Source organism: Streptomyces sp. NBC_01304 (genome assembly GCF_035975855.1).
Classification (GTDB): Bacteria; Actinomycetota; Actinomycetes; order Streptomycetales; family Streptomycetaceae; genus Streptomyces.
In genome coordinates, this window is the sequence record NZ_CP109055.1 from 4,068,418 (window position 1) to 4,094,723 (window position 26,306).

At 69.7% G+C, this 26,306-nt stretch carries 27 protein-coding genes; 14 read left to right on the forward strand and 13 right to left on the reverse strand.

What is annotated here, in order from left to right; translation table 11 throughout:
• The first annotated feature begins 121 nt into the window (after positions 1–121).
• From OG430_RS17620 to OG430_RS17630, 3 genes are all read left to right on the forward strand, one after another.
• Positions 122–1,156: a HAMP domain-containing sensor histidine kinase gene (locus tag OG430_RS17620; protein WP_327359134.1), complete on the forward strand. Its 1,035-nt coding sequence runs from the start codon at positions 122–124 to the stop codon at positions 1,154–1,156.
• Positions 1,157–1,477: 321 nt separating this feature from the next.
• On the forward strand, positions 1,478–5,326 hold the full coding sequence (locus OG430_RS17625) for a multifunctional oxoglutarate decarboxylase/oxoglutarate dehydrogenase thiamine pyrophosphate-binding subunit/dihydrolipoyllysine-residue succinyltransferase subunit (protein ID WP_327353470.1): 3,849 nt from the start codon (positions 1,478–1,480) through the stop codon (positions 5,324–5,326).
• Positions 5,327–5,404: 78 nt separating this feature from the next.
• On the forward strand, positions 5,405–5,587 hold the full coding sequence (locus tag OG430_RS17630) for a DUF6104 family protein (protein WP_003961784.1): 183 nt from the start codon (positions 5,405–5,407) through the stop codon (positions 5,585–5,587).
• A 106-nt stretch (positions 5,588–5,693) separates the two neighbouring features.
• Here OG430_RS17630 and OG430_RS17635 read toward each other — a convergent pair whose 3' ends face one another.
• Positions 5,694–6,527 (reverse strand): hypothetical protein, encoded by an 834-nt coding sequence (locus OG430_RS17635; RefSeq protein WP_327353471.1) that lies wholly within the window; start codon positions 6,525–6,527, stop codon positions 5,694–5,696.
• 134 nt (positions 6,528–6,661) lie between these two features.
• Here OG430_RS17635 and OG430_RS17640 point away from each other — a divergent pair, with 134 nt between their 5' ends.
• Together OG430_RS17640 and OG430_RS17645 are read left to right on the forward strand one after the other, a co-directional pair.
• Positions 6,662–7,588, forward strand: coding sequence for a DUF4097 family beta strand repeat-containing protein (locus OG430_RS17640; protein ID WP_327353472.1), 927 nt, complete (start codon positions 6,662–6,664; stop codon positions 7,586–7,588).
• Between the two features lies 1 nt (position 7,589).
• Positions 7,590–8,555: a helix-turn-helix transcriptional regulator gene (locus tag OG430_RS17645; RefSeq protein WP_327353473.1), complete on the forward strand. Its 966-nt coding sequence runs from the start codon at positions 7,590–7,592 to the stop codon at positions 8,553–8,555.
• 143 nt (positions 8,556–8,698) lie between these two features.
• Here the strand turns inward: OG430_RS17645 and OG430_RS17650 are convergent, their stop codons facing one another.
• The 3 genes from OG430_RS17650 to OG430_RS17660 form a co-directional block, all read right to left on the reverse strand.
• Positions 8,699–9,274 carry a Clp protease N-terminal domain-containing protein gene (locus OG430_RS17650; RefSeq protein ID WP_327353474.1) on the reverse strand — a complete coding sequence of 192 codons (576 nt, stop codon included), beginning with the start codon at positions 9,272–9,274 and terminating at the stop codon, positions 8,699–8,701.
• A complete protein-coding gene (locus OG430_RS17655) occupies positions 9,274–9,483 on the reverse strand; it encodes a helix-turn-helix domain-containing protein (protein ID WP_037745578.1) in 210 nt (69 codons plus the stop codon). The genes OG430_RS17650 and OG430_RS17655 overlap by 1 nt, the downstream gene beginning before the upstream one ends.
• 76 nt (positions 9,484–9,559) lie before the next feature.
• Complete coding sequence (locus OG430_RS17660; protein ID WP_327353475.1) at positions 9,560–11,128, reverse strand: hypothetical protein; 1,569 nt, start codon at positions 11,126–11,128, stop codon at positions 9,560–9,562.
• 70 nt (positions 11,129–11,198) lie between these two features.
• Between OG430_RS17660 and OG430_RS17665 the strand changes: the two genes are divergently transcribed.
• Entirely contained in the window at positions 11,199–11,336 is a 138-nt protein-coding gene (locus OG430_RS17665; protein WP_327353476.1) for a hypothetical protein, read from the forward strand.
• 34 nt (positions 11,337–11,370) lie between these two features.
• On the opposite strand, the gene OG430_RS17670 is transcribed toward OG430_RS17665, so the two are convergent.
• Positions 11,371–12,333 carry a zinc-binding dehydrogenase gene (locus tag OG430_RS17670; protein WP_327353477.1) on the reverse strand — a complete coding sequence of 321 codons (963 nt, stop codon included), beginning with the start codon at positions 12,331–12,333 and terminating at the stop codon, positions 11,371–11,373.
• 126 nt (positions 12,334–12,459) lie between these two features.
• Positions 12,460–13,668 carry an NAD(P)-dependent malic enzyme gene (locus OG430_RS17675; RefSeq protein WP_327353478.1) on the reverse strand — a complete coding sequence of 403 codons (1,209 nt, stop codon included), beginning with the start codon at positions 13,666–13,668 and terminating at the stop codon, positions 12,460–12,462.
• A 605-nt stretch (positions 13,669–14,273) separates the two neighbouring features.
• On the opposite strand from OG430_RS17675, the gene OG430_RS17680 reads away from it, so the two are divergent.
• Genes OG430_RS17680 through OG430_RS17690 form a run of 3 tightly spaced genes read left to right on the forward strand, consistent with a single transcriptional unit; the run spans position 14,274 to position 16,982 of the window.
• Complete coding sequence (locus tag OG430_RS17680) at positions 14,274–15,233, forward strand: ABC transporter substrate-binding protein (RefSeq protein ID WP_327353479.1); 960 nt, start codon at positions 14,274–14,276, stop codon at positions 15,231–15,233.
• A 34-nt stretch (positions 15,234–15,267) separates the two neighbouring features.
• Entirely contained in the window at positions 15,268–16,218 is a 951-nt protein-coding gene (locus OG430_RS17685; protein ID WP_327353480.1) for an amino acid ABC transporter permease, read from the forward strand.
• Positions 16,215–16,982, forward strand: a complete 768-nt coding sequence (locus OG430_RS17690) for an amino acid ABC transporter ATP-binding protein (protein WP_327353481.1) — start codon at positions 16,215–16,217, stop codon at positions 16,980–16,982. The genes OG430_RS17685 and OG430_RS17690 overlap by 4 nt, the downstream gene beginning before the upstream one ends.
• A 98-nt stretch (positions 16,983–17,080) precedes the next feature.
• On the opposite strand, the gene OG430_RS17695 is transcribed toward OG430_RS17690, so the two are convergent.
• Entirely contained in the window at positions 17,081–17,866 is a 786-nt protein-coding gene (locus OG430_RS17695) for a class I SAM-dependent methyltransferase (protein WP_327353482.1), read from the reverse strand.
• 98 nt (positions 17,867–17,964) lie between these two features.
• Here OG430_RS17695 and OG430_RS17700 point away from each other — a divergent pair, with 98 nt between their 5' ends.
• Complete coding sequence (locus tag OG430_RS17700) at positions 17,965–18,603, forward strand: CGNR zinc finger domain-containing protein (protein WP_327353483.1); 639 nt, start codon at positions 17,965–17,967, stop codon at positions 18,601–18,603.
• Here OG430_RS17700 and sodX read toward each other — a convergent pair.
• On the reverse strand, positions 18,498–18,944 hold the full coding sequence (gene sodX / locus OG430_RS17705) for a nickel-type superoxide dismutase maturation protease (RefSeq protein ID WP_327353484.1): 447 nt from the start codon (positions 18,942–18,944) through the stop codon (positions 18,498–18,500). The two genes, OG430_RS17700 and sodX, sit on opposite strands and share 106 nt — an antisense overlap.
• 175 nt (positions 18,945–19,119) lie before the next feature.
• Between sodX and sodN the strand changes: the two genes are divergently transcribed.
• Entirely contained in the window at positions 19,120–19,515 is a 396-nt protein-coding gene (sodN, locus tag OG430_RS17710; RefSeq protein ID WP_327353485.1) for a superoxide dismutase, Ni, read from the forward strand.
• A gap of 140 nt (positions 19,516–19,655) precedes the next feature.
• Here sodN and OG430_RS17715 read toward each other — a convergent pair whose 3' ends face one another.
• Both OG430_RS17715 and OG430_RS17720 read right to left on the reverse strand, forming a co-directional pair.
• The gene (locus OG430_RS17715) at positions 19,656–20,486 is read right to left on the reverse strand and encodes an NmrA/HSCARG family protein (protein WP_327353486.1); all 831 of its coding nucleotides are present in this window, start codon (positions 20,484–20,486) and stop codon (positions 19,656–19,658) included.
• Positions 20,487–20,562: 76 nt separating this feature from the next.
• Positions 20,563–21,141 (reverse strand): RBBP9/YdeN family alpha/beta hydrolase, encoded by a 579-nt coding sequence (locus tag OG430_RS17720; protein WP_327353487.1) that lies wholly within the window; start codon positions 21,139–21,141, stop codon positions 20,563–20,565.
• A 233-nt stretch (positions 21,142–21,374) separates the two neighbouring features.
• Here OG430_RS17720 and OG430_RS17725 point away from each other — a divergent pair, with 233 nt between their 5' ends.
• Together OG430_RS17725 and OG430_RS17730 are read left to right on the forward strand one after the other, a co-directional pair.
• Positions 21,375–21,932: a TetR/AcrR family transcriptional regulator gene (locus OG430_RS17725; protein ID WP_327353488.1), complete on the forward strand. Its 558-nt coding sequence runs from the start codon at positions 21,375–21,377 to the stop codon at positions 21,930–21,932.
• Positions 21,933–22,071: 139 nt separating this feature from the next.
• The gene (locus OG430_RS17730) at positions 22,072–22,914 is read left to right on the forward strand and encodes a hypothetical protein (protein ID WP_327353489.1); all 843 of its coding nucleotides are present in this window, start codon (positions 22,072–22,074) and stop codon (positions 22,912–22,914) included.
• Positions 22,915–23,019: 105 nt separating this feature from the next.
• On the opposite strand, the gene OG430_RS17735 is transcribed toward OG430_RS17730, so the two are convergent.
• From OG430_RS17735 to OG430_RS17745, 3 genes are all read right to left on the reverse strand, one after another.
• Positions 23,020–23,790, reverse strand: a complete 771-nt coding sequence (locus OG430_RS17735) for an alpha/beta fold hydrolase (protein ID WP_327353490.1) — start codon at positions 23,788–23,790, stop codon at positions 23,020–23,022.
• Between the two features lie 125 nt (positions 23,791–23,915).
• Entirely contained in the window at positions 23,916–24,842 is a 927-nt protein-coding gene (locus OG430_RS17740) for a hypothetical protein (protein ID WP_327353491.1), read from the reverse strand.
• Positions 24,839–25,183 (reverse strand): DUF952 domain-containing protein, encoded by a 345-nt coding sequence (locus tag OG430_RS17745; protein WP_327353492.1) that lies wholly within the window; start codon positions 25,181–25,183, stop codon positions 24,839–24,841. The genes OG430_RS17740 and OG430_RS17745 overlap by 4 nt, the downstream gene beginning before the upstream one ends.
• An 82-nt stretch (positions 25,184–25,265) precedes the next feature.
• Between OG430_RS17745 and OG430_RS17750 the strand changes: the two genes are divergently transcribed.
• On the forward strand, positions 25,266–26,285 hold the full coding sequence (locus OG430_RS17750; RefSeq protein ID WP_327353493.1) for a CPBP family glutamic-type intramembrane protease: 1,020 nt from the start codon (positions 25,266–25,268) through the stop codon (positions 26,283–26,285).
• Positions 26,286–26,306 lie beyond the last annotated feature (21 nt).

Here is a 26,306-nt window from a genome sequence, read left to right on the forward strand (position 1 = left end):
CAAGTCGCTTAAGTCACGCCGGTACTGGGGCAGTCAGGCGTGGCGGATCGAGAAGTTCGACAAGGGGCTGCTGCTCGGGCTGCAGGGGCTGCGGCCCTTCTCGATCAAGACCAAGCTCGGCATGCTCGTCGTGGTCTCGGTGTTCATCACGACCGGTCTGCTGATGATCGCCGTGCAGACCAAGACCGAGTTCCGGTTCATCACGGTCTTCTCGGTGATCGCGACGCTGCTGATCACCCAGTTCGTGGCCCACTCGCTCACCGCGCCGCTCGATGAGATGAATCACGTGGCCCGCTCGATCTCGCACGGTGACTACACCCGGCGGGTGCGCGGCGCCGACCGGCGCGACGAGCTGGGCGACCTCGCGTCCACCATCAATCGCATGGCGGACGACCTGGAGGACCAGGACCAGCACCGCAAGGAGCTGGTGGCGAACGTCTCGCACGAGCTGCGCACCCCGATCGCGGCGCTGCGGGCCGTCCTGGAGAACGTGGTGGACGGCGTCTCCGCCGCCGACCCCGAGACCATGCGGACCGCCCTGAAGCAGACCGAGCGGCTCGGCCGGCTCGTGGAGACGCTGCTCGACCTGTCCCGGCTCGACAACGGCGTGGTGCCGCTGCGCGCCCGCCGCTTCGAGGTCTGGCCCTATCTGTCGGGTGTCCTCAAGGAGGCCCAGCTGCCGGGCGCCGCCGCCTCGCAGCGGCAGGGCATGGCCTCGGGGTCGGGGCGGCACACGCGTACGGACGTCCATCTGCACCTCGACGTGTCGCCGCCCGAGCTGACCGCGCACGCGGACGCCGAGCGACTGCACCAGGTCGTCGCCAACCTCATCGACAACGCGGTCAAGCACTCGCCGCCGCACGGCCGGGTCACGGTGAAGGCGCGGCGCGGGTCCGCCCCGGAGTCGCTGCACCTGGAGGTCCTGGACGAGGGACCGGGCATCCCGGAGTCGGAGTGGCACCGGGTCTTCGAGCGGTTCAACCGGGGCAACGACTCGTCCCCGCACGGCCCGGGGAGCGACGGCGGGACCGGGCTCGGGCTCGCCATCGCGCGCTGGGCGGTGGATCTGCACGGCGGCCGGATCGGGGTGGCCGAATCCGCTCGGGGCTGCCGGATCCAAGTCACACTTCCGGGCCTCACCAGGGCACAAGGTTGACGTAGGGTTCGAAGCAGAGGCCATCCAGTGCGAGGCAGTTCGAGGCGGCGCCGCAAGATCGGGCAACCCGCAGAACACCTAGTACAAAGGTCGGGCGGTCTTCGGCAAGGGCGTGGTCCTGGGGACCGCGACCCGCAGGCCGTGCATGCCTTTTCGCATCGGAACCCCATCTGCTTCCCGCCATTTCAGGGCGCGAAACGCGATTTTCGATGTGACTTGCACGACCAAAGGCCCGCCCGGTCTGCACCTCTCGGCCCATGAGGCGTAGCCTTTATTCCCGCTGTCCATCACCTTGTGAAGCGGAAGAGGGCGGTTACCGCCGTGTCGCCACAGTCCCCCAGTAACTCGAGCGTCTCGACCGACCAAACGGGGCAGGGCAAGAACCCTGCAGCCGCGTTCGGTCCCAATGAGTGGCTCGTCGACGAGATCTATCAGCAGTACCTCCAGGACCCGAACTCGGTAGACCGAGCCTGGTGGGACTTCTTTGCCGACTACAAGCCGGGCGGCGCCGCCGCCCCGGCGAAGCCGGCCGCAAGCCCCGCCTCCGGTACCGCAGCCGCGGGGGCTGCGGGCACCCCGACCACCGCGACGAGCGCTCCCGCAGGCTCCTCGACGCCGGTCGCTCCCGCACCTGCCCAGGCGGCGCCCGCAGCTCAGGCCGCGCCCCCCGCCGCAGCCCCGGCTGCGCCCGCCCAGGCGACGCCCGCGGCCCCTGCTGCCGCGCCCGCCGCTCCGGCTCAGGCCGCCGCCCCTGCCGCGAAGCCCGCCGCCGCCCAGGCAGCGCCCGCGGCCGAGGCCCCGGCCGGCCCCGAGCTCGTGACCCTGCGCGGCCCCGCCGCCGCCGTTGCGAAGAACATGAACGCCTCGCTGGAGGTGCCCACGGCCACGTCCGTGCGCGCGGTCCCGGTGAAGCTGCTCTTCGACAACCGCATCGTCATCAACAACCACCTCAAGCGCGCCCGGGGCGGGAAGGTCTCCTTCACGCACCTCATCGGGTACGCGATGGTGCAGGCCATCAAGGCCATGCCGTCGATGAACTACTCCTTCGCGGAGAAGGACGGCAAGCCCACCCTGGTCAAGCCGGAGCACATCAACTTCGGTCTGGCCATCGACCTGGTGAAGCCCAATGGCGACCGCCAACTGGTTGTAGCGGGCATCAAGAAGGCCGAGACGCTGAACTTCTTCGAGTTCTGGCAGGCCTACGAGGACATCGTCCGCCGCGCGCGCAACGGCAAGCTCGGCATGGACGACTTCACCGGCGTCACCTGCTCGCTGACCAACCCCGGCGGCCTCGGCACGGTCCACTCGGTGCCGCGTCTGATGCCCGGGCAGTCGGTCATCATGGGCGTCGGCTCCATGGACTACCCGGCCGAGTTCCAGGGCACGTCGCAGGACACCCTGAACAAGCTGGGCATCGCCAAGGTGATGACCCTCACGTCGACGTACGACCACCGCGTGATCCAGGGCGCCGCCTCCGGCGAGTTCCTGCGGGTCGTGGCGAACTTCCTCCTCGGCGAGGAGGGCTTCTACGACGACATCTTCAAGGCGCTGCGGATCCCGTACGAGCCGGTCCGCTGGCTCAAGGACATCGACGCCTCGCACGACGACGACGTCACCAAGGCGGCGCGCGTCTTCGAGCTGATCCACTCCTACCGGGTACGCGGCCACGTCATGGCCGACACCGACCCGCTGGAGTACCGCCAGCGCAAGCACCCCGACCTGGACATCACCGAGCACGGCCTCACCCTGTGGGACCTGGAGCGGGAGTTCGCGGTCGGTGGCTTCGCCGGCAAGTCGATGATGAAGCTCCGCGACATCCTCGGCGTGCTGCGCGACTCGTACTGCCGCACCACCGGCCTGGAGTTCATGCACATCCAGGACCCGAAGCAGCGCAAGTGGCTGCAGGACCGGATCGAGCGCGGCTCCACCAAGCCGGAGCGCGAGGAGCAGCTGCGCATCCTGCGCCGCCTGAACGCGGCGGAGGCCTTCGAGACCTTCCTGCAGACGAAGTACGTCGGCCAGAAGCGCTTCTCCCTGGAGGGCGGCGAGTCCGTCATCCCGCTGCTCGACGCGGTCATCGACTCCGCCGCCGAGTCGCGCCTGGACGAGGTCGTCATCGGCATGGCCCACCGCGGCCGCCTGAACGTCCTGGCGAACATCGTCGGCAAGTCGTACGCGCAGATCTTCCGGGAGTTCGAGGGCAACCTCGACCCGAAGTCGATGCACGGCTCCGGCGACGTCAAGTACCACCTGGGCGCCAACGGCACCTTCACCGGTCTCGACGGCGAGCAGATCAAGGTCTCGCTGGCCGCCAACCCCTCGCACCTGGAGGCGGTCGACCCGATCCTCGAGGGCATCTCGCGCGCCAAGCAGGACATCATCAACAAGGGCGGCACGGACTTCACGGTCCTGCCCGTCGCCCTGCACGGTGACGCGGCCTTCGCGGGCCAGGGCGTCGTGGCCGAGACGCTCAACATGTCGCAGCTGCGCGGCTACCGCACCGGCGGCACGGTCCACATCGTCATCAACAACCAGGTCGGCTTCACGGCGGCGCCCGAGTCCTCGCGCTCCTCCATGTACTCGACCGACGTGGCCCGGATGATCGAGGCCCCGATCTTCCACGTGAACGGCGACGACCCCGAGGCCGTCGTCCGCGTTGCCCGCCTTGCCTTCGAGTTCCGGCAGGCGTTCAACAAGGACGTGGTCATCGACCTCATCTGCTACCGCCGCCGCGGGCACAACGAGTCGGACAACCCGGCGTTCACCCAGCCCCTGATGTACGACCTGATCGACAAGAAGCGCTCGGTGCGCAAGCTCTACACCGAGTCCCTCATCGGTCGCGGCGACATCACCCTGGAAGAGGCCGAGCAGGCCCTGCAGGACTACCAGGGCCAGCTGGAGAAGGTCTTCACCGAGGTCCGCGAGGCCACCGCCGCCTCCACCCCGGCCGAAGTCCCGGTCGCCCAGGCGCAGTTCCCGGTCACGGTGAACACCGCGATCTCCCAGGAGGTCGTCAAGCGCATCGCCGAGTCCCAGGTCAACATCCCCGACCGCGTCACCGTCCACCCGCGTCTGCTGCCCCAGCTGCAGCGCCGCGCGGCCATGGTCGAGGACGGCACGATCGACTGGGGCATGGGCGAGACCCTCGCCATCGGCTCGCTGCTCCTCGAGGGCACCCCGGTGCGCCTCGCGGGCCAGGACTCGCGCCGCGGCACCTTCGGCCAGCGCCACGCGGTCCTGATCGACCGTGAGACGGGCGAGGACTACACGCCTCTCCTGTACCTCTCGGACGACCAGGCGCGTTACAACGTCTACGACTCCCTCCTCTCCGAGTACGCGGCGATGGGCTTCGAGTACGGCTACTCGCTGGCCCGTCCCGAGGCGCTCGTCATGTGGGAGGCGCAGTTCGGCGACTTCGTCAACGGCGCCCAGACGGTCGTGGACGAGTTCATCTCGTCGGCGGAACAGAAGTGGGGCCAGCACTCGGGCGTCACCCTGCTCCTCCCCCACGGCTACGAGGGCCAGGGCCCGGACCACTCGTCCGCGCGCCCCGAGCGCTTCCTGCAGATGTGCGCGCAGGACAACATGACGGTCGCGATGCCGACCCTCCCGTCGAACTACTTCCACCTGCTGCGCTGGCAGGTGCACAACCCGCACCACAAGCCGCTCATCGTCTTCACGCCGAAGTCGATGCTGCGTCTGAAGGCCGCGGCCTCCAAGGCGGAGGAGTTCACGACGGGCGGCTTCCGTCCGGTCATCGGCGACGCGACCACCAACCCGGCGGCCGTCCGCAAGGTCGTCTTCTGCGCGGGCAAGGTCTACTACGACCTCGAAGCCGAGCGCGAGAAGCGCGGCGCCACGGACACGGCGATCATCCGCATCGAGCGCCTGTACCCGCTGCCGGGTGCGGAGCTCCAGGCGGAGATCGCCAAGTACCCGAACGCCGAGAAGTACCTGTGGGTCCAGGAGGAGCCGGCGAACCAGGGCGCATGGCCCTTCATCGCGCTCAACCTGATCGACCACCTGGACCTGGCGGTCGGCGCCGACGTCCCGCACGGTGAGCGCCTGCGCCGCATTTCGCGTCCGCACGGGTCTTCGCCGGCCGTCGGCTCCGCCAAGCGGCACCAGGCCGAGCAGCAGCAGCTCCTGACCGAGGTCTTCGACGCGTAGTCGCTGCCGCTTCTGGCTGTACGTCGCCGGGCCCGCATCCCTTTTCGGGGTGCGGGCCCGGCGCCATATCCTGGACCCATGTACTTCACGGACCGTGGCATCGAAGAGCTGGAGAAGAGGCGTGGCGAGGAGGAGGTCACCTTCGAGTGGCTGGCGGAGCAGCTGCGCACCTTCGTGGACCTGAACCCGGACTTCGAGGTTCCGGTGGAGCGGTTGGCGACGTGGCTGGCTCGGCTGGACGACGAGGACGAGGACGAGTAGTCCGGACGGGCTGATTTATCAGCCCGTCCGGCGTTTGAGGACAAGGGGGGTCTGGGGGCGCAGCCCCCGGCCTCCGGAGGATTTCGGGAAGGGGCGGGCTGGGGAATCAGTCCTTCGCCCGCACCACGTCATACGCGAGCCCGAGCACCCCGTGCACCACAAGCAGGGCTCCCGCCACAACCCAGCCACCACTTCGGCGGCGTACGCCGAAAGCCGCGAGCGGCAGCCCGGCGGCAAGCTGAACCCCGGCCAGAGCCCGCGCCCGCGGCCCCCGCATCCACGGCCCCAACCGCCCGCCCTCGACCACATCGAGCTCGGCCCGCACCACTTCCCGCCACCCGGTCCACTCGACCACCGACGCGTCGGGCAGCCCGCGAGCAACCGCTCGCAGGTCAGCGGCAGTTGGACCCGGCCCGAGCCCCGCAGGCAGCGCAAGCCCCGTCCGCGTAAGAACGGCCACGAGCCCCAACAGCCTGGCCCGCCCGTCCGCAGCGGAATCGTCCCGCGTCAGCGCCTCGAGGGACTGCATGTCGAGCACCGGATCGAGCCCGAGCCGAGAGGCGAAGCTGCGCATCGCCTCCTCCTCCCCCACCGGCGTCCCGTTCGCCAGCCACACATAGCCGACCGTGCGCCGGAACCCCGACGCGAGCGTGAACCCGCTGCGGTCCGCGTCCCACCACAGCGCGAGCACCGGCCAGGGCGCGCCCACCGCGAGGGCCGCGGCCCAGCCCGCGAGGACCGCGTCGACCGGCTCTGCGGAGGCGTCGCCCTGCCAGGGCGCGGTGTCCGGCACGAGCACGCTCCAGTCGCGGCCCGCCGGGGCGAGCAGCATGCGTTCGCGCAGCAGTTGGGCGGCGGGGCCGACCGCGGCGGGCTCGGCCCCGCACAGGAGCAGCGCGCCGGATGACGCGTCATGGAACATGCCAGTCATGTCGGGCATGCCCTCACGCTAGGCCGCCCACCCCCACCCCGCACGCCCGCCAACAGACGCGCTTGACTTCCGAAGCCCGCGATATATCGTGTATTGCGAGATACGCGATATGGCGCGTCACCGGACCGGAGGAGGTCAGCACCATGCCAGAGTCACCGTGGACAGTCGCCGAGCCACAGAAGCTCGCCTTCGACGAACCCGTGACGGCGCTCCACGTACGCAGCGTCAATGGAACGGTCAATGTCGTCGGGGTCGAGGAGGGCCCGGCCCGCCTGGAGGTGACCGAGCTGGACGGTCCCCCGCTGACCGTGAGCCTCGAGGACGGCGTACTGACGGTCGCGTACGACGATCTGCCCTGGAAGGGCTTCCTGATCGGCAAGTGGCTCGACCGCAAGGGCCACGGCCGCAGCGCGGTCATCTCGCTCGCCGTCCCGGCCGCCGCGGCCGTCGAGGTCGGTGTGGTCGGCGCGGCCGCCATGGTCTCCGGCATCGAAGGGCCGACCACGGTGCGGGGCGTCACCGGCGACACCACCCTGGTCGGGACCTCGGGGCAGATCCAGGCCGAGACGGTCTCCGGCGCGCTCGAGGCGCAGGCCGTCGGCGGTGAGCTGTCCTTCAAGTCGGTCACCGGCGATCTGACCGTGATCGAGGGCGCGGGCCCCTCCGTACGCGCGGAGTCGGTGAGCGGCAACATGATCCTGGACCTCGACCCGACGGGCTCGACCGACGTCCGGCTGACCACCGTCTCTGGCGAGATCGCGATCCGTCTCGCCCAGCCGACCGACGCCCAGATCGAGGCGAGCACCGCGACCGGCGCCGTCTCCAACGGCTTCGACGACCTCCGGATCGGCGGCACGTGGGGCGCCAAGCGCATCACCGGACAGCTCGGAACGGGCGCCGGCCGGCTCAGGGCGACGACGATCTCCGGCTCCGTCGCCCTGCTGCTGCGGCCGCCCCTCGACGACGTGGACGAGGCGGCGGCCGCGAAGGGCGAGAATGATCGGTACGCCGACGAAGCCCCGGGCCGCGCAGCCCCCGAAGGTGACGCCCCGACCGGAAAGGTGCTCTGACATGCCCCCCGTCTTCGCCCACGGCCGCCTCCGCCTGTACCTGCTGAAGCTGCTCGACGAGGCGCCGCGGCACGGGTACGAGGTGATCCGGCTCCTGGAGGAGCGCTTCCAGGGGCTGTACGCGCCTTCCGCGGGCACCGTCTATCCGCGCCTCGCCAAGCTGGAGGCCGAGGGCCTGGTCACGCACGCCACCGAGGGGGGCCGCAAGGTCTACTCGATCACGGACGCCGGACGGGCCGAACTGGCCGACCGCAGAGGCGAGTTGGCCGACCTTGAGCTGGAGATCCGGGAGTCGGTGGCGGAGCTCGCCTCCGAAATACGGGATGACGTACGCGGTGCCGCCGGCGATCTGCGCCGGGAAATGCGGGCAGCCGCAGGCCAGGCCAAGTCGTCCGGCCAGGGCGGCGACTGGGAGTCCGTCTTCGGCGACAAGGAGGCCTGGCGCTCCGCGAAGGAGGAGTTGCGCCGCGCCAAGCAGGAGATGAAGGACCAGGCCCGCCGGGCCAAGGACGAGTCGCGCCGGGCCCGCGAGGAGGCCCAGCGGGCCCGCCGCGCGGCGAAGGACGCGCAGGACGAGGCGCGCGAGGAGATGCAGCGCATCGCCAAGCAGGTGCAGGACCGGGTCCAGGACCACTTCTCGCGGGGCGACTGGCCGACCGGTCTCCGCGAGGGCCTCGCGGAGATCACCAAGGAGTTCGGCCGTTTCGGCAAGCCCGCGCCCGAGCCGACCGTGGTCGTGGACCTCGACAAGGAGGCCGAGCCGAACACCCCGCCCGCCCCCGACTGGACCGACGAGCCACCGACCGGCAACCCCCCGCGCGACCTGGACCGCCTCCTCGACCGCTTCCGCGACGACATCAGGGACGCGGCCCGCGACCACGGGGTGACGGAGTCCCAACTACACGAGGCACGACGCCACTTGTCGGATGCGGCGGCCCACATCGGCGCGATTTTGCGCACGAAGTGATCGTGGCCTCCTCCTTCAGCCCGTCCGGCGTTTGAGGACACCGCCCGCAGGGCGGAAGGCGGCGCAGCCCGCGGCGGCAGCCGCTGATGTCGCAGCCGGGAAGGGGCGGGGCGGGGAGGAAATCCCTCCCCGCCCCCGCGCGGTCACCCCGCCTGAGCCACCCCACCTGCCCCACTCCCGCCGAGCACCTGCTCCACCGCCTCGACCGACACCCCGTGCGAGCCGAGAACATCCCGCACCACCCCCGGCCGCGAGGCCAACGCGAGCAACAGATGCTCATCCCCGATGAACCGGTCCTTGCGCCCCACCGCAATCCGCAACGACTTCTCCAGCGTGTCCTTGGCCTCCCGCGAGAAGGACCGGTGCTTCCCGCCCCACCACCGCCGGTCCCTCCGGTCCCCCGCCAACGCCCCGGCCCCGTGCGCCTCTTCGACCCGCGCAACGATCTGCCCGACATCGATCCCGAGCCCGGCCAGGGCCTCCGCGTCCGCCTCGGACACCCCGCCGCGCCGGCGCACCTCCGCCAACTCCCGTACCAGGGCGTCCTTCTGCGCATCGGCCCCCAGCGCGGACAGCACGAAGGCCGCCTTGCTGCCCCGGGCATCGAGGAGCGCGAGGAGCACGTGCTCGTCGGTGACGGCCCCCGACTCCTGCCGCTCGGCGTGCGCCACGGCACCCTCCACCACTTCCCGGGCGCCCTGCGTGAACCGCTCGAACATCACTGCCTCCCGTACTTCTTGTGGACGGCCTGCCTGCTCACCCCGAGCTCCGCGGCGATCTCCTGCCACGACCAGCCCTGATTGCGCGCACCCCGCACCTGCACGGCCTCCAGCTGCTCAAGCAGCCGCCGCAGCGCGGCAACCGCTCGCAGCCCGACCCGTGGATCACGGTCACCCGCGCGCTCGGCGAGATCCGTTGCTTCGGTCATGACGTCAACTTACGTTGACGAAGCATGGCTCGTCAACTTTGGTTGACGTCAGCTGCCTGGTCCTGCCTTGTCCCGCTCAGTCCTGCCTCCGGCGGTCCCGGCACTCCCGCAGGATGCGCAGGTCATGGATCCGGCCCGCAGCCAGCAATAGGGTCTCCAGCTGCTGGTACACGACGTCGACCAGCAGCTCCCCGGCCACTTCGATGACCCAGGCCGCCTCCTGGTCCTGGTCCGCCGCCCGCAGTGCGGTCACCAGGTCGGCGATCTCCTGGGGCGAGCATCGGTGGGCCAGCATCAGATAGTCCTGAGCGCGCTGCCGCAGGGCGTACGCGTCTTCCTGCATCCCCGTGACAGCGCGCTGCGCCACCCGCTCGCCCAACAGCGCGACAACAAATTCGGGGGCCCTTCGGGCGTGCAGTACATGCACGAGGCTCGCGAAACCCTCCGCGTCCAGAAGGCTCAACACGGCCATGCGCAGGTCACGTTCCGTGCTCGCCCGGTATATGCGGGACAGCTCGGCCTCGGCCGGCATCCTCAGGCCGCCGGCATCGGCGCCCTCCCGTGCCAGCGGGTCCCCGCCCACCCGCTCGTCGAACGTGGTGAGCAGTTCCGCGAGGCGGGCTGCCGGCAGGCGCTGCACGATGTCCTCGACGACCGCCTTGGCAGCATCCCCGCACCCGCGTCTACCAAGCCTGCCGATGAACTCCGCCGTCTCATCCGGTCGGTCGAGGTCCGCGACCACTTCCAGGGCCCGCTTTCGCCGTTCCTCCGGATCGGCGGTCCCGGCCACCCCGTCGGCCGCGTACCGGGCCGCCTCCAGTACGGCGTCCGGGTCGCCCGCCGCACTGAGCCTGGCCTGGAGTACGGCCAACTCCGCCATCAACTTGCCGACTTCGGCCCGCGCCCGGTCCCGCTCGTCCTCGAGTTCCGCGATGCGCTGCCGTTGCGCCGCCTCCTCCTCCGCGGATCCAGCTGCCGCGGCCTGCTGCTGTGCGGCGGCCAGGCGACTGTTCGCGTCCGCCAGTCGCTGCGCCTGCCAGTCAACCTTGGCCCGCAGCTGTTTGATCTCATGGCTCTGCGGGGCAACGATCTTCTCCGCCTCGTCGAAGGCCTCGCGCAGACGCCCGTACGCAGTGTGAATTTCGCCCTCTGCGCCATGAAGCTCCACTGCGGCGCGGACCAGCCGCTCCACGGCCTCCCACTCCCACCACGTTGCGGTGGTCACGTATCGGCTCAGCGTGCTCGCGTCGCAAGGCAACCGGTCGGCAACCTCAGCACGACTCAGGTCCGCCAACAGGTTGTAGACGTGGTACTTCAGCTCGTAGACGTGCGGCTTCTGCTTGAATGCGTCGCTCTCCCGGTTGGGCTCAACGAGACGCCGCCCCTGCCGGGGCGCCGGGCTCGGCTCCAGGCCGTCCGTCAACTTCTTGAACCCCGTGAACTTCTTGGGCTTGCCCGCCTCGTAGTCGATGTGCAGCTCAGAAGTCGACTTGCCGTCAGGGGTCAAGTCTTCCGTACCTGACGGCACTTCCTTTTTCGGGATGAACTCCGGCCGCTCGCGCGATCCGCCCTCAGACGGCCCCATGAGGCCCTCCCCGCCCAGATTAAATGTGCCTGGCGCAAGAATGAGATGCCGCTGGCGCATCAATTATTCCTGGCCTCCCATGGAGGTGCCATAGCACAGCGACCCCGTTCCAAGCCCGACGGAGGCCCCGATGTCCCCCACCGAAACCACAAAACTCCGCCGCCGACTAATCCACACTGCCCTATTCGCCCTCGTCACGGGCGCCGCGTACGCGGCAGGCAGTGCGCTCGTCGGCGCCGGAGTGTGGTGGCTGCAGGGGCTGTTCTGAGCCCCGGCCGGATGGCGCTGGAGACCAGCTCTCGTCAGACCGTGAGCACGATCTTCCCGAAGTGGTCGCCCGACTCCATCCGAGCAAAACCCTCGCGCGCCCGGTCCAGCGGCAGCTCCTCGTCGATGACGGGACGTACCCCCGTGGCCGCGCAGAACGACAGCAGGTCCTCCAGCTCGTCCTTCGTGCCCATCGTCGAGCCGACGATCTTCAGTTCCAGGAAGAAGACCCGGGTCAGCTCGGCGTGCGAGGGGCGGTCGCCGCTGGTGGCGCCCGAGATGACCAGGGTGCCGCCGGGCTTCAGGGACTTGATGGAGTGCGACCAGGTGGCCGCGCCGACCGTCTCGATCACCGCGTCCACGCGCTGCGGAAGCCGGGCCCCCGACTCCACCGCCTCGACCGCGCCCAGCTCGATCGCCCGCTTGCGCTTGGCCTCGTCGCGGCTGGTGGCGAAGACGCGCAGGCCCGCGGCCTTGCCGAGGACGATCGCGGCTGTGGCGACACCGCCGCCCGCGCCCTGCACGAGGACCGAATCCCCGGGACGTACACCGGCGTTGGTGAAGAGCATGCGGTACGCCGTCAGCCAGGCGGTGGGCAGGCAGGCGGCCTCGGCGAAGGAGAGCTCGGCCGGCTTGGGCAGCACGTTCCAGGTGGGGACCGAGACCTGCTCGGCGAAGGTGCCCTGGTAGCGCTCGGTGAGGATCGAGCGGGGCTCGTTCGGGCCCACGCCGTGGCCGGACTGGCCGATCACGGAGTGCAGGACGACCTCGTTGCCGTCGGCGTCGATGCCGGCCGCGTCGCAGCCGAGGATCATCGGCAGCTTGTCCTCGCCGAGGCCGACGCCTCGCAGGGACCACAGGTCGTGGTGGTTGAGGGAGGCGGCCTTGACGTTGACGGTCGACCATCCGTCCCGGGCCGAGGGGGCCGGGCGCTCCCCCAACTCGAGGCCGCTGAGCGGCTGATCACGGTCAATGCGGGCGGCGTAGGCAGCGAACATGACCATGACGATAGGACGGCGCGAGGCCCCGGCGGAACAGCGCACGGATGTGACACGCGTCCCGGGGCGCAGGACATGACGAAGGGCCCCGCCAAAAGGCGGGGCCCTTCGTCATGAACGTACCGACTAGCGGCGAGCCACGCCCTCGGCGCGAGCCGCAGCCGCGACCGCGGCCGTGACGGCCGGGGCGACCCGCTCGTCGAACGGCGAGGGGATGACGTACTCGGCGGAGAGGTCGTCACCGACGACCGCCGCGAGCGCGTCCGCAGCCGCGATCTTCATGCCCTCGGTGATGCGGGAGGCCCGCACCTGGAGCGCACCGGCGAAGATGCCGGGGAACGCGAGGACGTTGTTGATCTGGTTCGGGTAGTCCGAGCGGCCGGTCGCCACGACGGCCGCGTACTTGTGCGCGACGTCGGGGTGGACCTCCGGGTTCGGGTTGGCCATGGCGAACACGAAGGAGTTCTTCGCCATGGACGCCACCGCGGGCTCCGGGACCGTACCGCCCGAGACGCCGATGAACACGTCCGCGCCCGCGAGCGCGGCCTCCAGGGAGCCGGACAGGCCCGCCTTGTTGGTGAGCTCGGCGAGCTCGCGCTTGACCGGGGTGAGGTCGTCCCGGTCGGCGGAGACGATGCCCTTGCGGTCGGCGACGGAGACATCGCCGATGCCCGCCTCGAGCAGGAACTTGGCGATGGCGACACCGGCCGCACCGGCGCCGGAGATCACCGCACGAAGATCACCCAGCGTCCGGTTCGTCAGCTTCGCCGCGTTGCGCAGCGCCGCCAGCGTCACGACGGCCGTGCCGTGCTGGTCGTCGTGGAAGACCGGGATGTCCAGCTCCTCCTGGAGCCGCTTCTCGATCTCGAAGCACCGCGGGGCCGAGATGTCCTCGAGGTTCACGCCACCGAAGGACGGCGCGAGCCGCAGAACAGTCTCGATGATCTCCTCGGTGTCCTTCGTCGCGAGCGCGATCGGAACCGCGTCCACGCCGCCGAACTGCTTGAACAGAATGGCCTTGCCCTCCATCACGGGGAGGGAGGCCTCAGGACCGATGTCGCCGAGACCGAGCACGGCCGTGCCGTCGGTGACGACCGCCACGACGTTCGACTTCCACGTGTAGTCGTTCACGAGCTCGGGCTGCTCGGCGATGGCGCTGCACACCTTGGCGACGCCCGGCGTGTACGCGAGGGACAGGTCGTCCTTGTCCCGGACCGGCACAGTGGCCTGCACGGCCATCTTGCCGCCACGGTGCAGCGCGAAGGCCGGGTCGAAGGGCTCTTCCGTGCCCTCGGTACCGGCGTCGCTGCGAGGATTGACGATCTCCGCTGCCACTTTTGTCTGACCCCTTAAGTCTTATTCGTTGAGGGTGACCACTCCCTGGTGAGGGGTGGGCGGGCACCGCGTCCGTGACTTGCGGTGGGGCGGTTGGACCGCCGCCGCAAGGGGAGGAACGTACGCGCGGGCGCGCCGCACACGCGCCCTGAGCCCCGGATGAGGGGTGTAACCGTTCTTTTTACAGGATGGGCCGGGTGCCAGACGAGCCGCATTCCATTCGAGGCTAGGTCAAACGCCCGGATTATCCCTAGAGGTCCACTTGACGGGTCCACATCGCGAGATAGGCAACGTTTGCCTCGTTGGTGGTGCTTTACGTCACACCGGCGCCCGCCCCTCAATACCGGGCCCGTCACCCACAAGGTGCTCCCGTTATCCGATTTTGACCTGGCTGGCCCCCTGAAGTGGCATGTCCGAATGGCAAGATGCCGTCATCACACGAGGTCGCGACACCCGAAGGCGCGTGCCCGACCCGCCTGGACACCCGCCGTGTCCGACCCTGGACACACCCCGTGTCCGACCCCGGACACACCCCGTGTTCGACCCCGGACACATCCCGTGCCCGACCATCTGGACACTCCTCTCATCCCGCCGGAGGCCCCCCAATGACCGCACGCACCACCTGTCGCCCGACCGCCAAGAAGTCCCGCATAGCCGCGGTCGGCGCGATCGTGGTCGCCGGCGCGCTGATCCTCACGGGCTGTGGAGACCAGACCAAGGACGAGGGCGGCGACGCGGGCAAGAAGAAGAGCGCCCCGCTGTTCGACAAGCTGCCCAAGGCGATCCAGGACAAGGGCAAGATCGTCGTCGGTTCGGACATCGCGTACGCGCCGGTGGAGTTCACCGACGACGACGGCAAGACGGTCGGCATCGACCCCGACATCGCCGCCGCGATGAGCAAGGAGCTCGGCGTCGAGTTCGAGTTCAAGAACGGCAAGTTCGCGGACCTCATCGGCGGCCTGGCCGGCAAGCGCTACGACATCGCGATGTCGGCGATGACGGACACCAAGGACCGCCAGAACGGCATCGACAGCGACACCGGCAAGAAGGTCGGCCAGGGCGTCGACTTCGTCGACTACTTCACGGCCGGCGTCTCCCTCTACACCAACAAGGGCAAGACCCAGGGCATCAAGACCTGGGACGACCTCTGCGGCAAGACCATCGCCGTCCAGCAGACCACCTTCTCCCTGGACCTCGCCAAGGACCAGGCCAAGAAGTGCAAGGCGGACGGCAAGGCCGAGCTGAAGATCGAGGACTTCCCGACCAACCCGGAGGCCGAGACCCGCATGCGCGGCGGCGGCGCCGACGTCGTGTCCGCCGACTTCCCGATCGCCGCGTACAGCGTGAAGCACGGCGGCGACGGCAAGTACTACGAGATCGTCGGCGACCAGGTCGAGGCGGGCCCCTACGGCATCGCGGTGGCCAAGGGCAACGACCAGCTGCGTGACGCGATCAAGCTCGCCATGGAGAAGGTCCTCAAGAGCAGCGAGTACGACAAGATCATCTCCAAGTGGGGCGTCGAGGACGGCGCCATCAAGGAGATCACCATCAACGGCGGCAAGTAACCGGCCCGTCACCCGCTGTTGAAAGGCAACACCCGTGACTGTTGACACCAACAAGACGGACGGGCCCGACGACGCGACACCGCCCAAGGGAGGCGCACCGGAGGCCATCAAGGCCATCCCGGTCCGCCACCCCGGGCGGTACGTCTCCGCTCTCGTCGCGCTCGGCGTACTCGTCGCCATCGTCTACGCCTTCGCACAGGCGGAGAAGATCAACTGGGGTGCACTCCCCGACTACTTCTTCAACGACCGCATCCTCGACGGCGTCGTGGAGACGCTGAAGCTGACGGTCCTGTCGATGCTGATCGGCGTCGTCGGCGGCATCGTCCTCGCCGTCATGCGACTGTCGAAGAACCCGGTGACCAGCGGCATCGCCTGGTTCTACATCTGGTTCTTCCGCGGCACCCCGGTCCTGGTCCAGCTGTTCGTCTGGTTCAACCTGGGCCTGGTCTTCGAGTTCGTCAACCTCGGTCCGTTCTACAAGGACCAGTGGTCGGACTTCATGACCCCGCTGCTCACCGCGCTGCTCGGCCTCGGTCTGAACGAGGCCGCGTACATGGCGGAGATCTGCCGGGCCGGTCTGCTCTCGGTCGACGAGGGCCAGACCGAGGCGGCCCACGCACTGGGCATGAGCCACAGCAAGACGCTGCGCCGGATCGTGATCCCGCAGTCGATGCGGGTGATCGTCCCGCCGACCGGCAACGAAGTCATCAACATGCTCAAGACGACCTCGCTCGTCTCGGCAGTGCAGTACCTCGATCTGTTCAGAGTCACCCAGCAGATCGGTGAACGCTCGGCCGCCACGGTGGAGATGTACTTCCTCGCCGCCGCCTGGTACCTGGTGATGACCTCGATCTTCTCGATCGGCCAGTACTACCTGGAGCGTTACTACGCCAAGGGTTCGCTGCGTACGCTCCCGCCGACGCCCATGCAGCGTCTGAAGGCCGCCGTCATCCCGTCGCGATCCCTGTCGGGAGGCATCCGATGACCACGACTCCCATGGTCAAGGCCGAGAACGTGCACAAGTCGTTCGGCCATGTCGAGGTCCTCAAGGGCATCGACCTCGAGGTCGCCCCGCGTGAGGTCTTCTGCCTGGTCGGCCCGTCCGGCTCCGGCAAGTCGACCTTCCTCCGGTGCATCAACCACCTGGAGCAGATCAACGCCGGCCGCCTCTCGGTCGACGGCGAGCTGGTCGGCTATCGCCAGAAGGGCGACAAGCTGTACGAGCTCAAGGACAGCGAAGTCGCCCTGAAGCGCCGGGACATCGGCATGGTCTTCCAGCGCTTCAACCTGTTCCCGCACATGACGGCGATCGAGAACGTCATGGAGGCGCCGATCCAGGTCAAGGGCGAGACCAAGGCGGTGGCCCGCGAGCGCGCCGAGCGGCTGCTCGCCCGGGTGGGCCTCGCCGACAAGGCGAAGAACTACCCCTCGCAGCTCTCCGGCGGCCAGCAGCAGCGCGTCGCGATCGCCCGTGCGCTCGCGATGGAGCCGAAGCTGATGCTCTTCGACGAGCCGACGTCGGCGCTCGACCCGGAGCTGGTCGGTGACGTCCTCGACGTCATGCGCGGCCTGGCCGAGGACGGCATGACGATGATCGTCGTCACGCACGAGATGGGCTTCGCCCGCGAGGTCGGCGACTCGCTGGTCTTCATGGACGACGGTGTGGTGGTCGAGTCCGGCAACCCCCGCGACGTCCTGACGAACCCGCAGCACGACCGAACGAAGGCGTTCCTGGCGAAGGTGCTCTAGCGCTTCGGGGCTCAGGTTCGAGAAGGGGCGGTACGGATCATCCGTACCGCCCCTTCTTCCTTGCCCGGAGCCCTACTTGAGTGCCCGTGTCCGGCGCTCTACTTGAGCGCGAGCACCAGCGCGTCCGACGGTGAGGCCCACACCGTCCGGGCCTCACCGAAGCCCTTCTCGCGCAGCACGCGCGCGTGCCACTCGGCCGAGGGGGTGTCGCCGTCCGCGTGCTCCCCGTAGATCTCGAACCGCCTGGCGGTGGGCTCCGCGAGCACCGGGTCCTTCGCGGCGAGCTCCCACCACTGGGCCCAGTCCAGGACGCCCGCGGCCTTGTCCCGGTCCATCCGGGCGTGCCGCTGAGTCCGGTCCGCGGCGTTGAGGCGCGGGGTCGCCGGGTCGGGCATGTGGTCGGCGTTCATGAAGACGCCGCCGTCTCGGACCAGGCCCGCGAGCTGCCCGTACAAGGCGGACAGGTCCGGGCTGTGCAGCCAGTGCAGGGCGGTGGCGGTGAGCACGGCGTCGTAGGAGTCGTACGGGAGTTGCGCGGTCCACCGCGGATCCTTGAGGTCCGCCGTCACGAAGGTCACCCGGTCGTCACCCGCGAAGGTGCCCTCGGCGATCGTCAGCAGGGCCGGGTCGAGATCCACTCCGGTGCTGGTGGCGTTCGGGAACCTCTGCAGCAGCCGGTCCGTAATACTCCCCGTACCGCACGCGAGGTCGAGTACCCGTGGCGCGGGGCCGACCACGGCCTCGACCATGTCCAGCATCACCCGGAACCGCTCCTCGCGGTCGGGCAGATACCACTGCTGCTGCCGGTCCCAACTGTCCTGCCAGGCACGCCAGTTGGTGGCGGCAACGGCCTCATGGGCGGCACGGTCCGTGGCCTCGGTCATGGGGAACCCTCCCGACGTACGCTGATGTAATACCCTGAATCAAAATTCGACCATTACTACGCATCGACGACGATAGACCGCCCTCGTAAGGACTACAAGTGGAACTGGCCTATTACTCGGATTACGCGGTACGCCTGGTGAACAGCGAGGAGCCGGCCCGCAACAAGGACGTGCTGACCTCGGTCGAGGCGGTGCGCGACCTCTTCGGCGTCAACCAGCAGGCGGCGCGGCGCGCGAACGACTCCGATGTGACGCGCTTCCGCTCGGTGCGGGCGAGGCTGCGCGCGGTCTTCGAGGCGGCGGACGGCGGCGACCAGACGCTCGCCGTGGACCTGCTCAACTCACTGCTCCTGGAGTTCCCGGTGAGCCCGCAGATCTCCGGGCACGACCACCGGGACGAGGACGGCAGCCCGCTGTGGCACATGCACCTGGCGGACCACCCCTCGAACGCGACCGCGGGGTACGCGGCGATCGCCTCGATGGGCCTGGCCTTCCACCTCACCGAGTACGGCGTCGACCGCCTCGGTTTGTGCGAGGCGGCGCCGTGCCGCAACGCCTATCTCGACACCTCGACGAACCGCTCGCGCCGCTACTGCTCGGACCGCTGCGCGACCCGGGCCAACGTGGCCGCCTACCGCGCCCGCAAGCGCGAGGAGGCCGCCCGCACTCCCCTGCCCGAGAAGACCGGCCGCAGCGCGGAGAGCGCCCAGAGCACCAACCGGAGCAACGACCGCTGAGCCTCGCCGCGCGGCCGGTACCTGGCGAGCACCTTCGCCAGGACGAGGTCCTCGGGGACGGTCCCGTAGTCCGTACTGTCCCCGCCCGCGTACGAGTTGTCGCCGAGCACCCACCAGCCGCCCTCGCGCCGCTCCACGGCGCGCTTGACGACCAGCAGGTCCTGCTGGAAGGGGTGGCGCAGGACCACGACGTCACCCGGGCGCACCCGGGCTCCGTACCGTACGAGCAGTTGGTCGCCGTGGCGCAGCGTGGGCACCATCGAGGGCCCGTACACCTCGGCCACTCCGAACGGCACTCTCGCCTCCCCCACGCGACCCGGCTCGCGCCCTTGCTCCCGCATCAGACACCTCCCGGCCGTCCCGGACCGGTCACCGGAGCGGCCCGGTCCAATCATCCACTGGTCCCAGTCTGACCCTGGACTTTTGTCCTAAGCCCATGGGGGCACTCGCAAAAAGCGCTTCCCCACGGAGTAATCTCCCACCTTGAGAAGACGATCACGAGGAAGGAAGGCTCAAATGCTCTCCCGCCTGTTTGCCCCCAAGGTGACGGTCAGCGCCCACTGCGACCTGCCCTGCGGCGTTTACGACCCGGCCCAGGCCCGTATCGAGGCCGAGTCGGTCAAGGCCGTCCAGGAGAAGATGGCGGCGAACGACGACGCCCACTTCCAGGCCCGCGCCGTTGTCATCAAGGAGCAGCGCGCCGAGCTCGCGAAGCACCACGTTTCGGTGCTCTGGAGCGACTACTTCAAGCCCCCGCACTTCGAGAAGTACCCCCAGCTCCACCAGCTGGTCAACGACACCCTGAAGGCCCTCTCGGCCGCCAAGGCGTCGGTCGACCCGAAGACCGGCGAGAAGGCTCTCGAGCTGATCGCCGAGATCGACCGGATCTTCTGGGAGACCAAGAAGGCCTGACTTTCCAGGACCTTCGAGGTTCGAGGACGGGTCACCACCCGCCTCGATCTTCACCCACCAGGCCCCCTGACCTGCTTTCGCAGGTCAGGGGGCCTGGTGCTGTCCGGTGCTGTCCTGACCGGTGCCGCCTGCGGCACCGGTCAGGACAGTCGCCGGGACAGGAACTCCTCGAACGTCAGCAGGCCGGGGTGCCGCTCGCGCAGGGCGGGCAGATCGGCGCGGTAGCCCTCCTCCGCGAACCACGCGAACATGCGCTCCTCGATGGGCTGCGCCTCGAACCGCGTCGGCGTTCCGGTGACCCGCTCGTAGATCTCGGCGACCTCGGGGAAGGTGATCTCGTCGCCGGCGATCTCCACTTGCCGGCCGATGAACTCGTCCGGTTCGTCGAAGGCGTCGGCGGCGAAGACGCCGATGTCCTCGGTGGCGATGAGCTGCATCGGCTTCTCCGCCTTGACCGGGAGCCGCATGACCCGCTCCCCGTCGGCGTCGGCTGCGGCGTAGTGGAGCAGGTTGTTCATGAAGAACACCGGGCGCAGGACGGTCGCGGGCAACCCCGACTCCGCGATGTACCGCTCGATCTCGGCCTTGGTCTCGAAGTGGTCGATGCCGGTGTTCCGCTCGGCGCCGCCCACCGAGCTGTAGACGAGGTGCGCGACCGCGGCCCCCTTGGCGGCGTCGGCGACCGCCTTGCCCTGGCGTATCTCGTTGGCCAGGGTCTCGGGCTCGTACGCCAGCGGCTGCACGCTGAACACGCCGTACGCGCCCCGCATCGCCGTACGCAGCGAGTCGGCGTCGTCCAGATCGCCCCGCACCAGCACCGCCCCTCGCGCTTCGAGGGCGCGCGCCTCGGGCTTGTCCGGATCGCGTACGAGGGCGTGTACCGCCCAGCCTCGGGAGAGCAGCTCGCGTGCGGTGGCGCCGCCCTGGTTTCCGGTGGCGCCGATGACGAGAACGATGCGGCTGTCGCTCATGGTGACTCCTCAGGATGTTGCCCGGTCTTGATTTCGATTTCCGGGCAACACCCTGGGATGTGAAGCGCAGTTGAGGTCAAGCAGGCAGGACGTCCCGCACCAGGCGGAGGGCTTCGGGCAGCTGCTGCTGGGTGCCGTCCGTGCTGGGGAAGTGCCCTCCCTCGGCCGGGACGGTGGCCGTGGCGCCCAGTTCGGTCACGAACTTCATGATGTGCTCGCCGGTCGCCGCGCCCGTGACCGGGTCGTTCGCCGCGTGCAGAATCCGGAAGGACTTGGCGGCCCGGCGGATGCGGGCCCAGTCGACGTCCGGCTCGAAGAACGCGGCCAGCGCGTCGTAGCCGACGTCTCCCGCCATCGAGGCGACCAGGACGACTCCGGCGTACGGCCCCTCGGCCTCGACGTCGTGCTGCTGCAGCAGACGCAGTACGTTGACGCCGCCGAGGCTGTGCCCCACCAGTACGGTGTCGGCGGCCGGGCCCTGCGATGCCTGCGCGGTCAGGGCCTTGAGCCAGGCATCCGCCTGCGGAGCCTGAGGGTCCGGCAGCCGCGGAACGACGACCTCGTGGCCAAGAGCGCCCAACTCCGCGCCCAGATACGGGTACCAGTGGTCCGTGCTGCTCATGGCGAACCCGTGCGAAACGACGATCCTGCTCATGGTCTCCCCCACCTTTTAGGACTCATCGACCGAATGCGAACGCATGCATCAGATCCATTAATCGAAACGCTGCGTCGCGTTTCGATAGGAACGTATCACACTGCTACGGTGACGAGGTGTCCGCAGAGAAGCCCCCCACCGGCCCCTCCCCCGCAACCTCCTCAACCCCTGCAGCCCCTACAACCCGCTCAGCCGCCTCGGCCGCCTCCGCACCCCCGCGTACCGGGGGCCGCGTGCGGAGTCAGGGCGCGCATGACGACGTACTGGCCGCCGCCGCCGCGCTGTTGGAAGAGGTCGGCTACCAGGGCGTCACCATCGAGGGCGTGGCCAAGCGCGCGAACGTCGCGAAGAGCACCATCTACCGCTGGTGGAAGTCCAAGCCCACCCTCGTCATGGACGCCTACCAGCAGACCGTCGACCAGCGCATGCCCACTCCGGACACCGGCAGCGTCGCCGACGATCTGACGGCGTTCGTCACCGAGCTCTACCGGGTCTCCGAACACCCCTTGCGGATCAAGGCACTTCGCGGCCTCATGGCGGAGGCGCAGCTGGACCCCGCCTTCGAGGAACCCTTCCGCCAGTGGGTGCAGACCCGCCGCGCCGTCGTCAGGCAGCTGCTCGACAAGGGCGTCGAGCGGGGCGAGCTCTCCGCCGATACCGACCTGGGCCTCGCCGTCGACCAGGTCTTCGGGACTTTCTGGTACCGCCTGCTCGTCGGCCACGCCCCCCTGGACGCGGCACAGGCCCCCGCGCACGTGGCTCGCGTCATCAAGGGCATGCGGAGCCCGTGAGACCCGGCCGTGATCCGGGCTCCGACTCCCCGGCGGAACAAGGTCGTTGCGCTCACCGCGTCTGGAGCTGCGCCCACCCTCGGGCCTGAGCCCGGACGCGCCGGACGGCCCGCCGCCCGGACGCGTTACATTTCGCGCTATGTCGATACCGGGCCAAGAGCCGAATCCGTACCAGCACAGCCCCAACCCTTACCAGCAGCCCCAGCCCCAGGGCCCGGTACCGCCGAACCCCTACGGCCAGCCGACCATGCCGACCGGGCAGCCGGTGGCGCCCGGTCAGCCCCACTTCGGGCCGCCGCCGCCCGTCGGCCCCGGCCCGGCCGCGAAGAAGCCGGTGCCGGGCTGGCTCTGGGCCGTCGGCGGCGCGGTGCTCGCCTCCGCGATCTGGGCCGGGACGCTCTTCGCGACCGGCGGCTTGGGCGGGGACGAGGCCGAGGCGGACTTCGCGGGCTACAAGTTCGACAAGGAACTGTGCAGCGTCGCCGAGCTGAAGGCGTTCCGCGAGCGGTACGAGCAGAACGACAGCGGGGACCCCGACAACGACTACGGCTCCCGCCAGTCGGGGCTCGACCAGAGCTCGTGCAGCCGGAGCTTCAAGGACAAGGAAGCGAGCGACACCGACTACTCGAGCGCCTACATCTACACCGACGCGGTGTGGCACAAGGTCACCGATCCGCAGGGTGAGTTCGCCTCGGTGCACAAGGCCCGCGAGGACCAGACCTCCGACGACTACGAGTACAAGACGAAGTCCGTCGACGGCTTCGGTGACGAGGCGTACCTCATCACCGAGAAGCGCGGCACGAGCAAGGACACCCTCGGCGGCATGACGCTCGCGGTCCGCGACGGCTGGTTCACCTTCACGATGCAGTGGAGCTGGTACGGCGGTTCCGACGAGGACACCAAGCCCCCGTCCGAGGCCGAGGTCACCAAGATGCTCGAGACCGACACCCGGGCGGCCCTGGAAGCGCTGAAGAAGGGCTGAGCCGGGCCGCCGCCCCCTGGCGCTTGAGCCGAGCCGCCCCCCTGGCGCTTGAGCCGGGCCGCCCTGTCTCTTGCTGCCCTGCCCTCTGCCGTCAGTCGCCTGCCGCTAGTCCCTGCCGAGCCCCTCCGCGGTGGCCCGCGCGAAGGCCTCCGGGTTGTCCAGCATGATGTTGTGCCCGCAGTCGGGTATCGGCACCACGCCCACCCCCGCGGCCTCGAGCTCCGCCGTCCCCGGGAACGGCAGGTCGGCCTCCGGCAGCAGGAACGTACGCGGGATCTTCAGGTCGAGCAGCAGCTCCCGCATGGTCGGGTCCGTGCCCTTGACGAGTCGGAGTGCGCTGCGGTGCAGCGCCTCCGGGCCGGCCAGGCGCATGGTCGACGCCCAGTGCGGTCCCACCCGGTCCAAGGTCTCCTGCAGGCCGCCGGCCAGGAACTCCTCCTCCGTGTACGCCGCGATCCCGCTGCTGCCGCCGGAGCCGGGGACGCGCGGCAGCGGGTCGAGGTTGGCGTCCACCAGGACGAGACGGGACACCGACTCCGGGTGCCGGTCGGCCAGCACGATGGCCACGGAACCGCCCATGCTGTGCGCCACGACCTCGGCCCCGGTGACCCCGGCCGAGGTCAGGGCCGCGGCCACGGTGTCGGCGTGCGACTCGAGGGAGTAGTCGAAGTGGGTCGGCCGGTCGCTGTGACCGTGGCCCAGCATGTCGATGAGCAGCGAGCGCCGCCCGGCGAGCAGCGGGTGCACGGCCGCGGCCGCGAAGTACGCCGGTGAGGTCGCGCCGAGTCCGTGCAGGTAGACCCGGGCGGGCTCCTCGCCCGGCAGCTCCACCCAGCGGATCCGGTCGCCCTCGGGGGTCACGGCGGTGCTGTGCATCATCAACTCCCTTGCATGAACCAGAACACGGACTTGCGTGAACCAGGACACGGACGCGCATGAACCGGAACACGGATTCGAGTCCCTGGTGAAGATCCTGGCACCCGCCACTGACAATGCCCCGCTCAGCCCGCCTCGCCGGCCTCTCCAAGGGCCGCCCGCACCCGGGCACGCACCTTGTCGTGCTCCCGCTTGGCCGCCTCGTACTGGGACTTGTGCCGCTTCAGGTCCGCCCGTTGGAGTTCGGCGACGACCGTCGACCACACGTCGGCCGTACCGTGCTCCCGCTTGCACTCGATGTCCGCGACGGCCGTCCCCAACTCCCGCTTGCCGTGAGTGGTGTTGTTGCTGTACTTCGGCCTCCAGGCCGGGTCCTGGGCGGCCTTGACGGGGCGGGCGTACCGCTTGAATCCCTTGTCCTGCACACACTGGGACCAGGTACGGAAGGCCTCCCGCATGCGCGGGTCCCCCGTGGCCTGCTTCTCCAGGGCCGCCGTGCGCTCCCGGGTGTACGTCCACGGGCGCTTGCCGGCTTCGATGCCCCGGTAGATCCGCTGCGCGGCCTGTTGGTTGCAGCCGACCTCCGGGACGGCCCTGCCGCCGGACTCGCCGTCTGCGGGGAGCTCGCGGATGCCGGGGCCGGCGTTGTACGCCGCGTACTCCTCCTCGGTCATCCGGCGGCCGTCGGGCTTGGGCGTGAGCCCCTTCTTCTCGTTCCAGCCATAGCCCCAGCGTCTGGCATGTTCCAGATCCTGGCCGCCGAGCGCGGACCACCCGATGGCTACCAGGGCCCTGCCCGGCTCACGGCTCTTCGGTTCCTTCGGATGCCGCGGAAAGTCCGCGAACCCGAGGTCCACCATGCACCGCTGAGCCAGCCGCGCCTGCGCCTCGGTCGCCCGGCGGTACTCCTTGGCACTCAACTCGTAGCGATCCAACGGCAGTTCGCGTACGCCATCCGCGCGGGAGTCCGATTCCCCCTTCGCCCCGCACGCCCCAAGAACCAGCGCCGCCCCCACCGCGAGCGCGGCGACACCCCACCCTCGCACCGTCACGCCCTCTCCGTTCCCCCGGCTGTCCACGGCTCCACCCGCACCACCGCGTCCACCGGCAACGGCCCGTAGATGTGCGGGAATTCCTCCCCGCCCGGCTTCATCGCCTCGTACTTCACGGGCGCCGTCAGCCGCTCGCCGTCGATGACGAGGAGCACGAGCTCGTCCGGCCCGGTCCAGTCCCCGTAGAGGAAGGCCGCGACGGCGGCGACCTGGTGCCGGCCCGAGCAGTGGATGAAGCCCTCCTCCTGGAGGGTGCGGCCACGGGTGGACATCTCGTACGTGCCACTCGCGCGGGCGGCGTCCCACAGGGCGCGTTCGGTGAGGTGCAGGAGTTCAGGCATGCGGTCACCGTAGAGGGTCGCGGGCAGGCTCAGGCGGGCGGGCGGAGATGCGGGCGCCGGGCCGCCATGGCTCACTGGGGGCGTGAGCACCGGACCCGCTGGACCCGCAGGCCCCGACCAGTGGCCCGGCTGGGCCGTCCCGCCCGGAACACCCGGGGCACCCGGCCTGCCCGGGCGCCGCCCCGTCGGCCCGGTCCCCGCGCCGCCCGGGACCCCGTACGACAGGCAGGCCAGGAACGGGCTGCAGCGCTGGTGGCGGCAGGTCCTCGGCACGGTCGTGATGCTGTTCGGCGCCATGGTGGTCACGCTCTGTCTGTACGTGGCCGCCGAAGCCTTCGCCGAAGAGTCCGGGCTGCAGCCGGCGCGCCCGCACAACGAGGAGGTCTTCGACGCACCTCTGGCGGAGCAGGCACTGGGGCTGGTCTCGCTGGCCCTCTTCATCCCCTCCGTCATGCTCGCCGCGCGCTGGCTCCAGCTGCGGCCGGCGGGCACGCTGTCGTCGGTGACCGGGCGGCTGCGGTGGCGGTGGCTCGCGACGTGCGCGGGGGTGGCGGCGCCGCTGATGGTTCTGCAGACGGGGCTGCTGATCCTGTGGGCCTCCTTCACGGCGGACGACGACCTGGATGCCGGTGGGGTGAGCTTTCCCGGATGGTCCTCGCTGCTGCTGAGTCTGGTGGTGCTGTGGGCGCTGGTGCCGTTCCAGGCGGCGGCCGAGGAGTACGTGTTCCGCGGCTGGTTCCAGCAGATCTTCGGGGCGCACTGGAACTCGCCCTGGCCCGGCATCGTCATCAGCTCCCTCCTGTTCGCCCTCGCGCACGGGTTCGGCGAACTCTCCGGATTTGCCCTGCTGTTCTACTCGGCGGCCTGGTGGGCCTGGCTGTGTCTGCGGACGGGCGGCCTGGAGGCGACGATCGCGGCGCACGTCGTGAACAACCTCATCGCCTTCTCGCTGCTCGCCGTCACCGGTGAGCTGGACGACACGGGTTCGGCGGCGGACGCGGCCTGGCAGGCGCTCGTCCTGGAGCTGATCTTCGCGCCGCTGTACTGCCTGATCGTGGTCCGGCTGGCCCGACGGAAGGGCGTCGCCGCCCGCACGCCGTGAAGCCGCGCGGCTCTGGAGCCG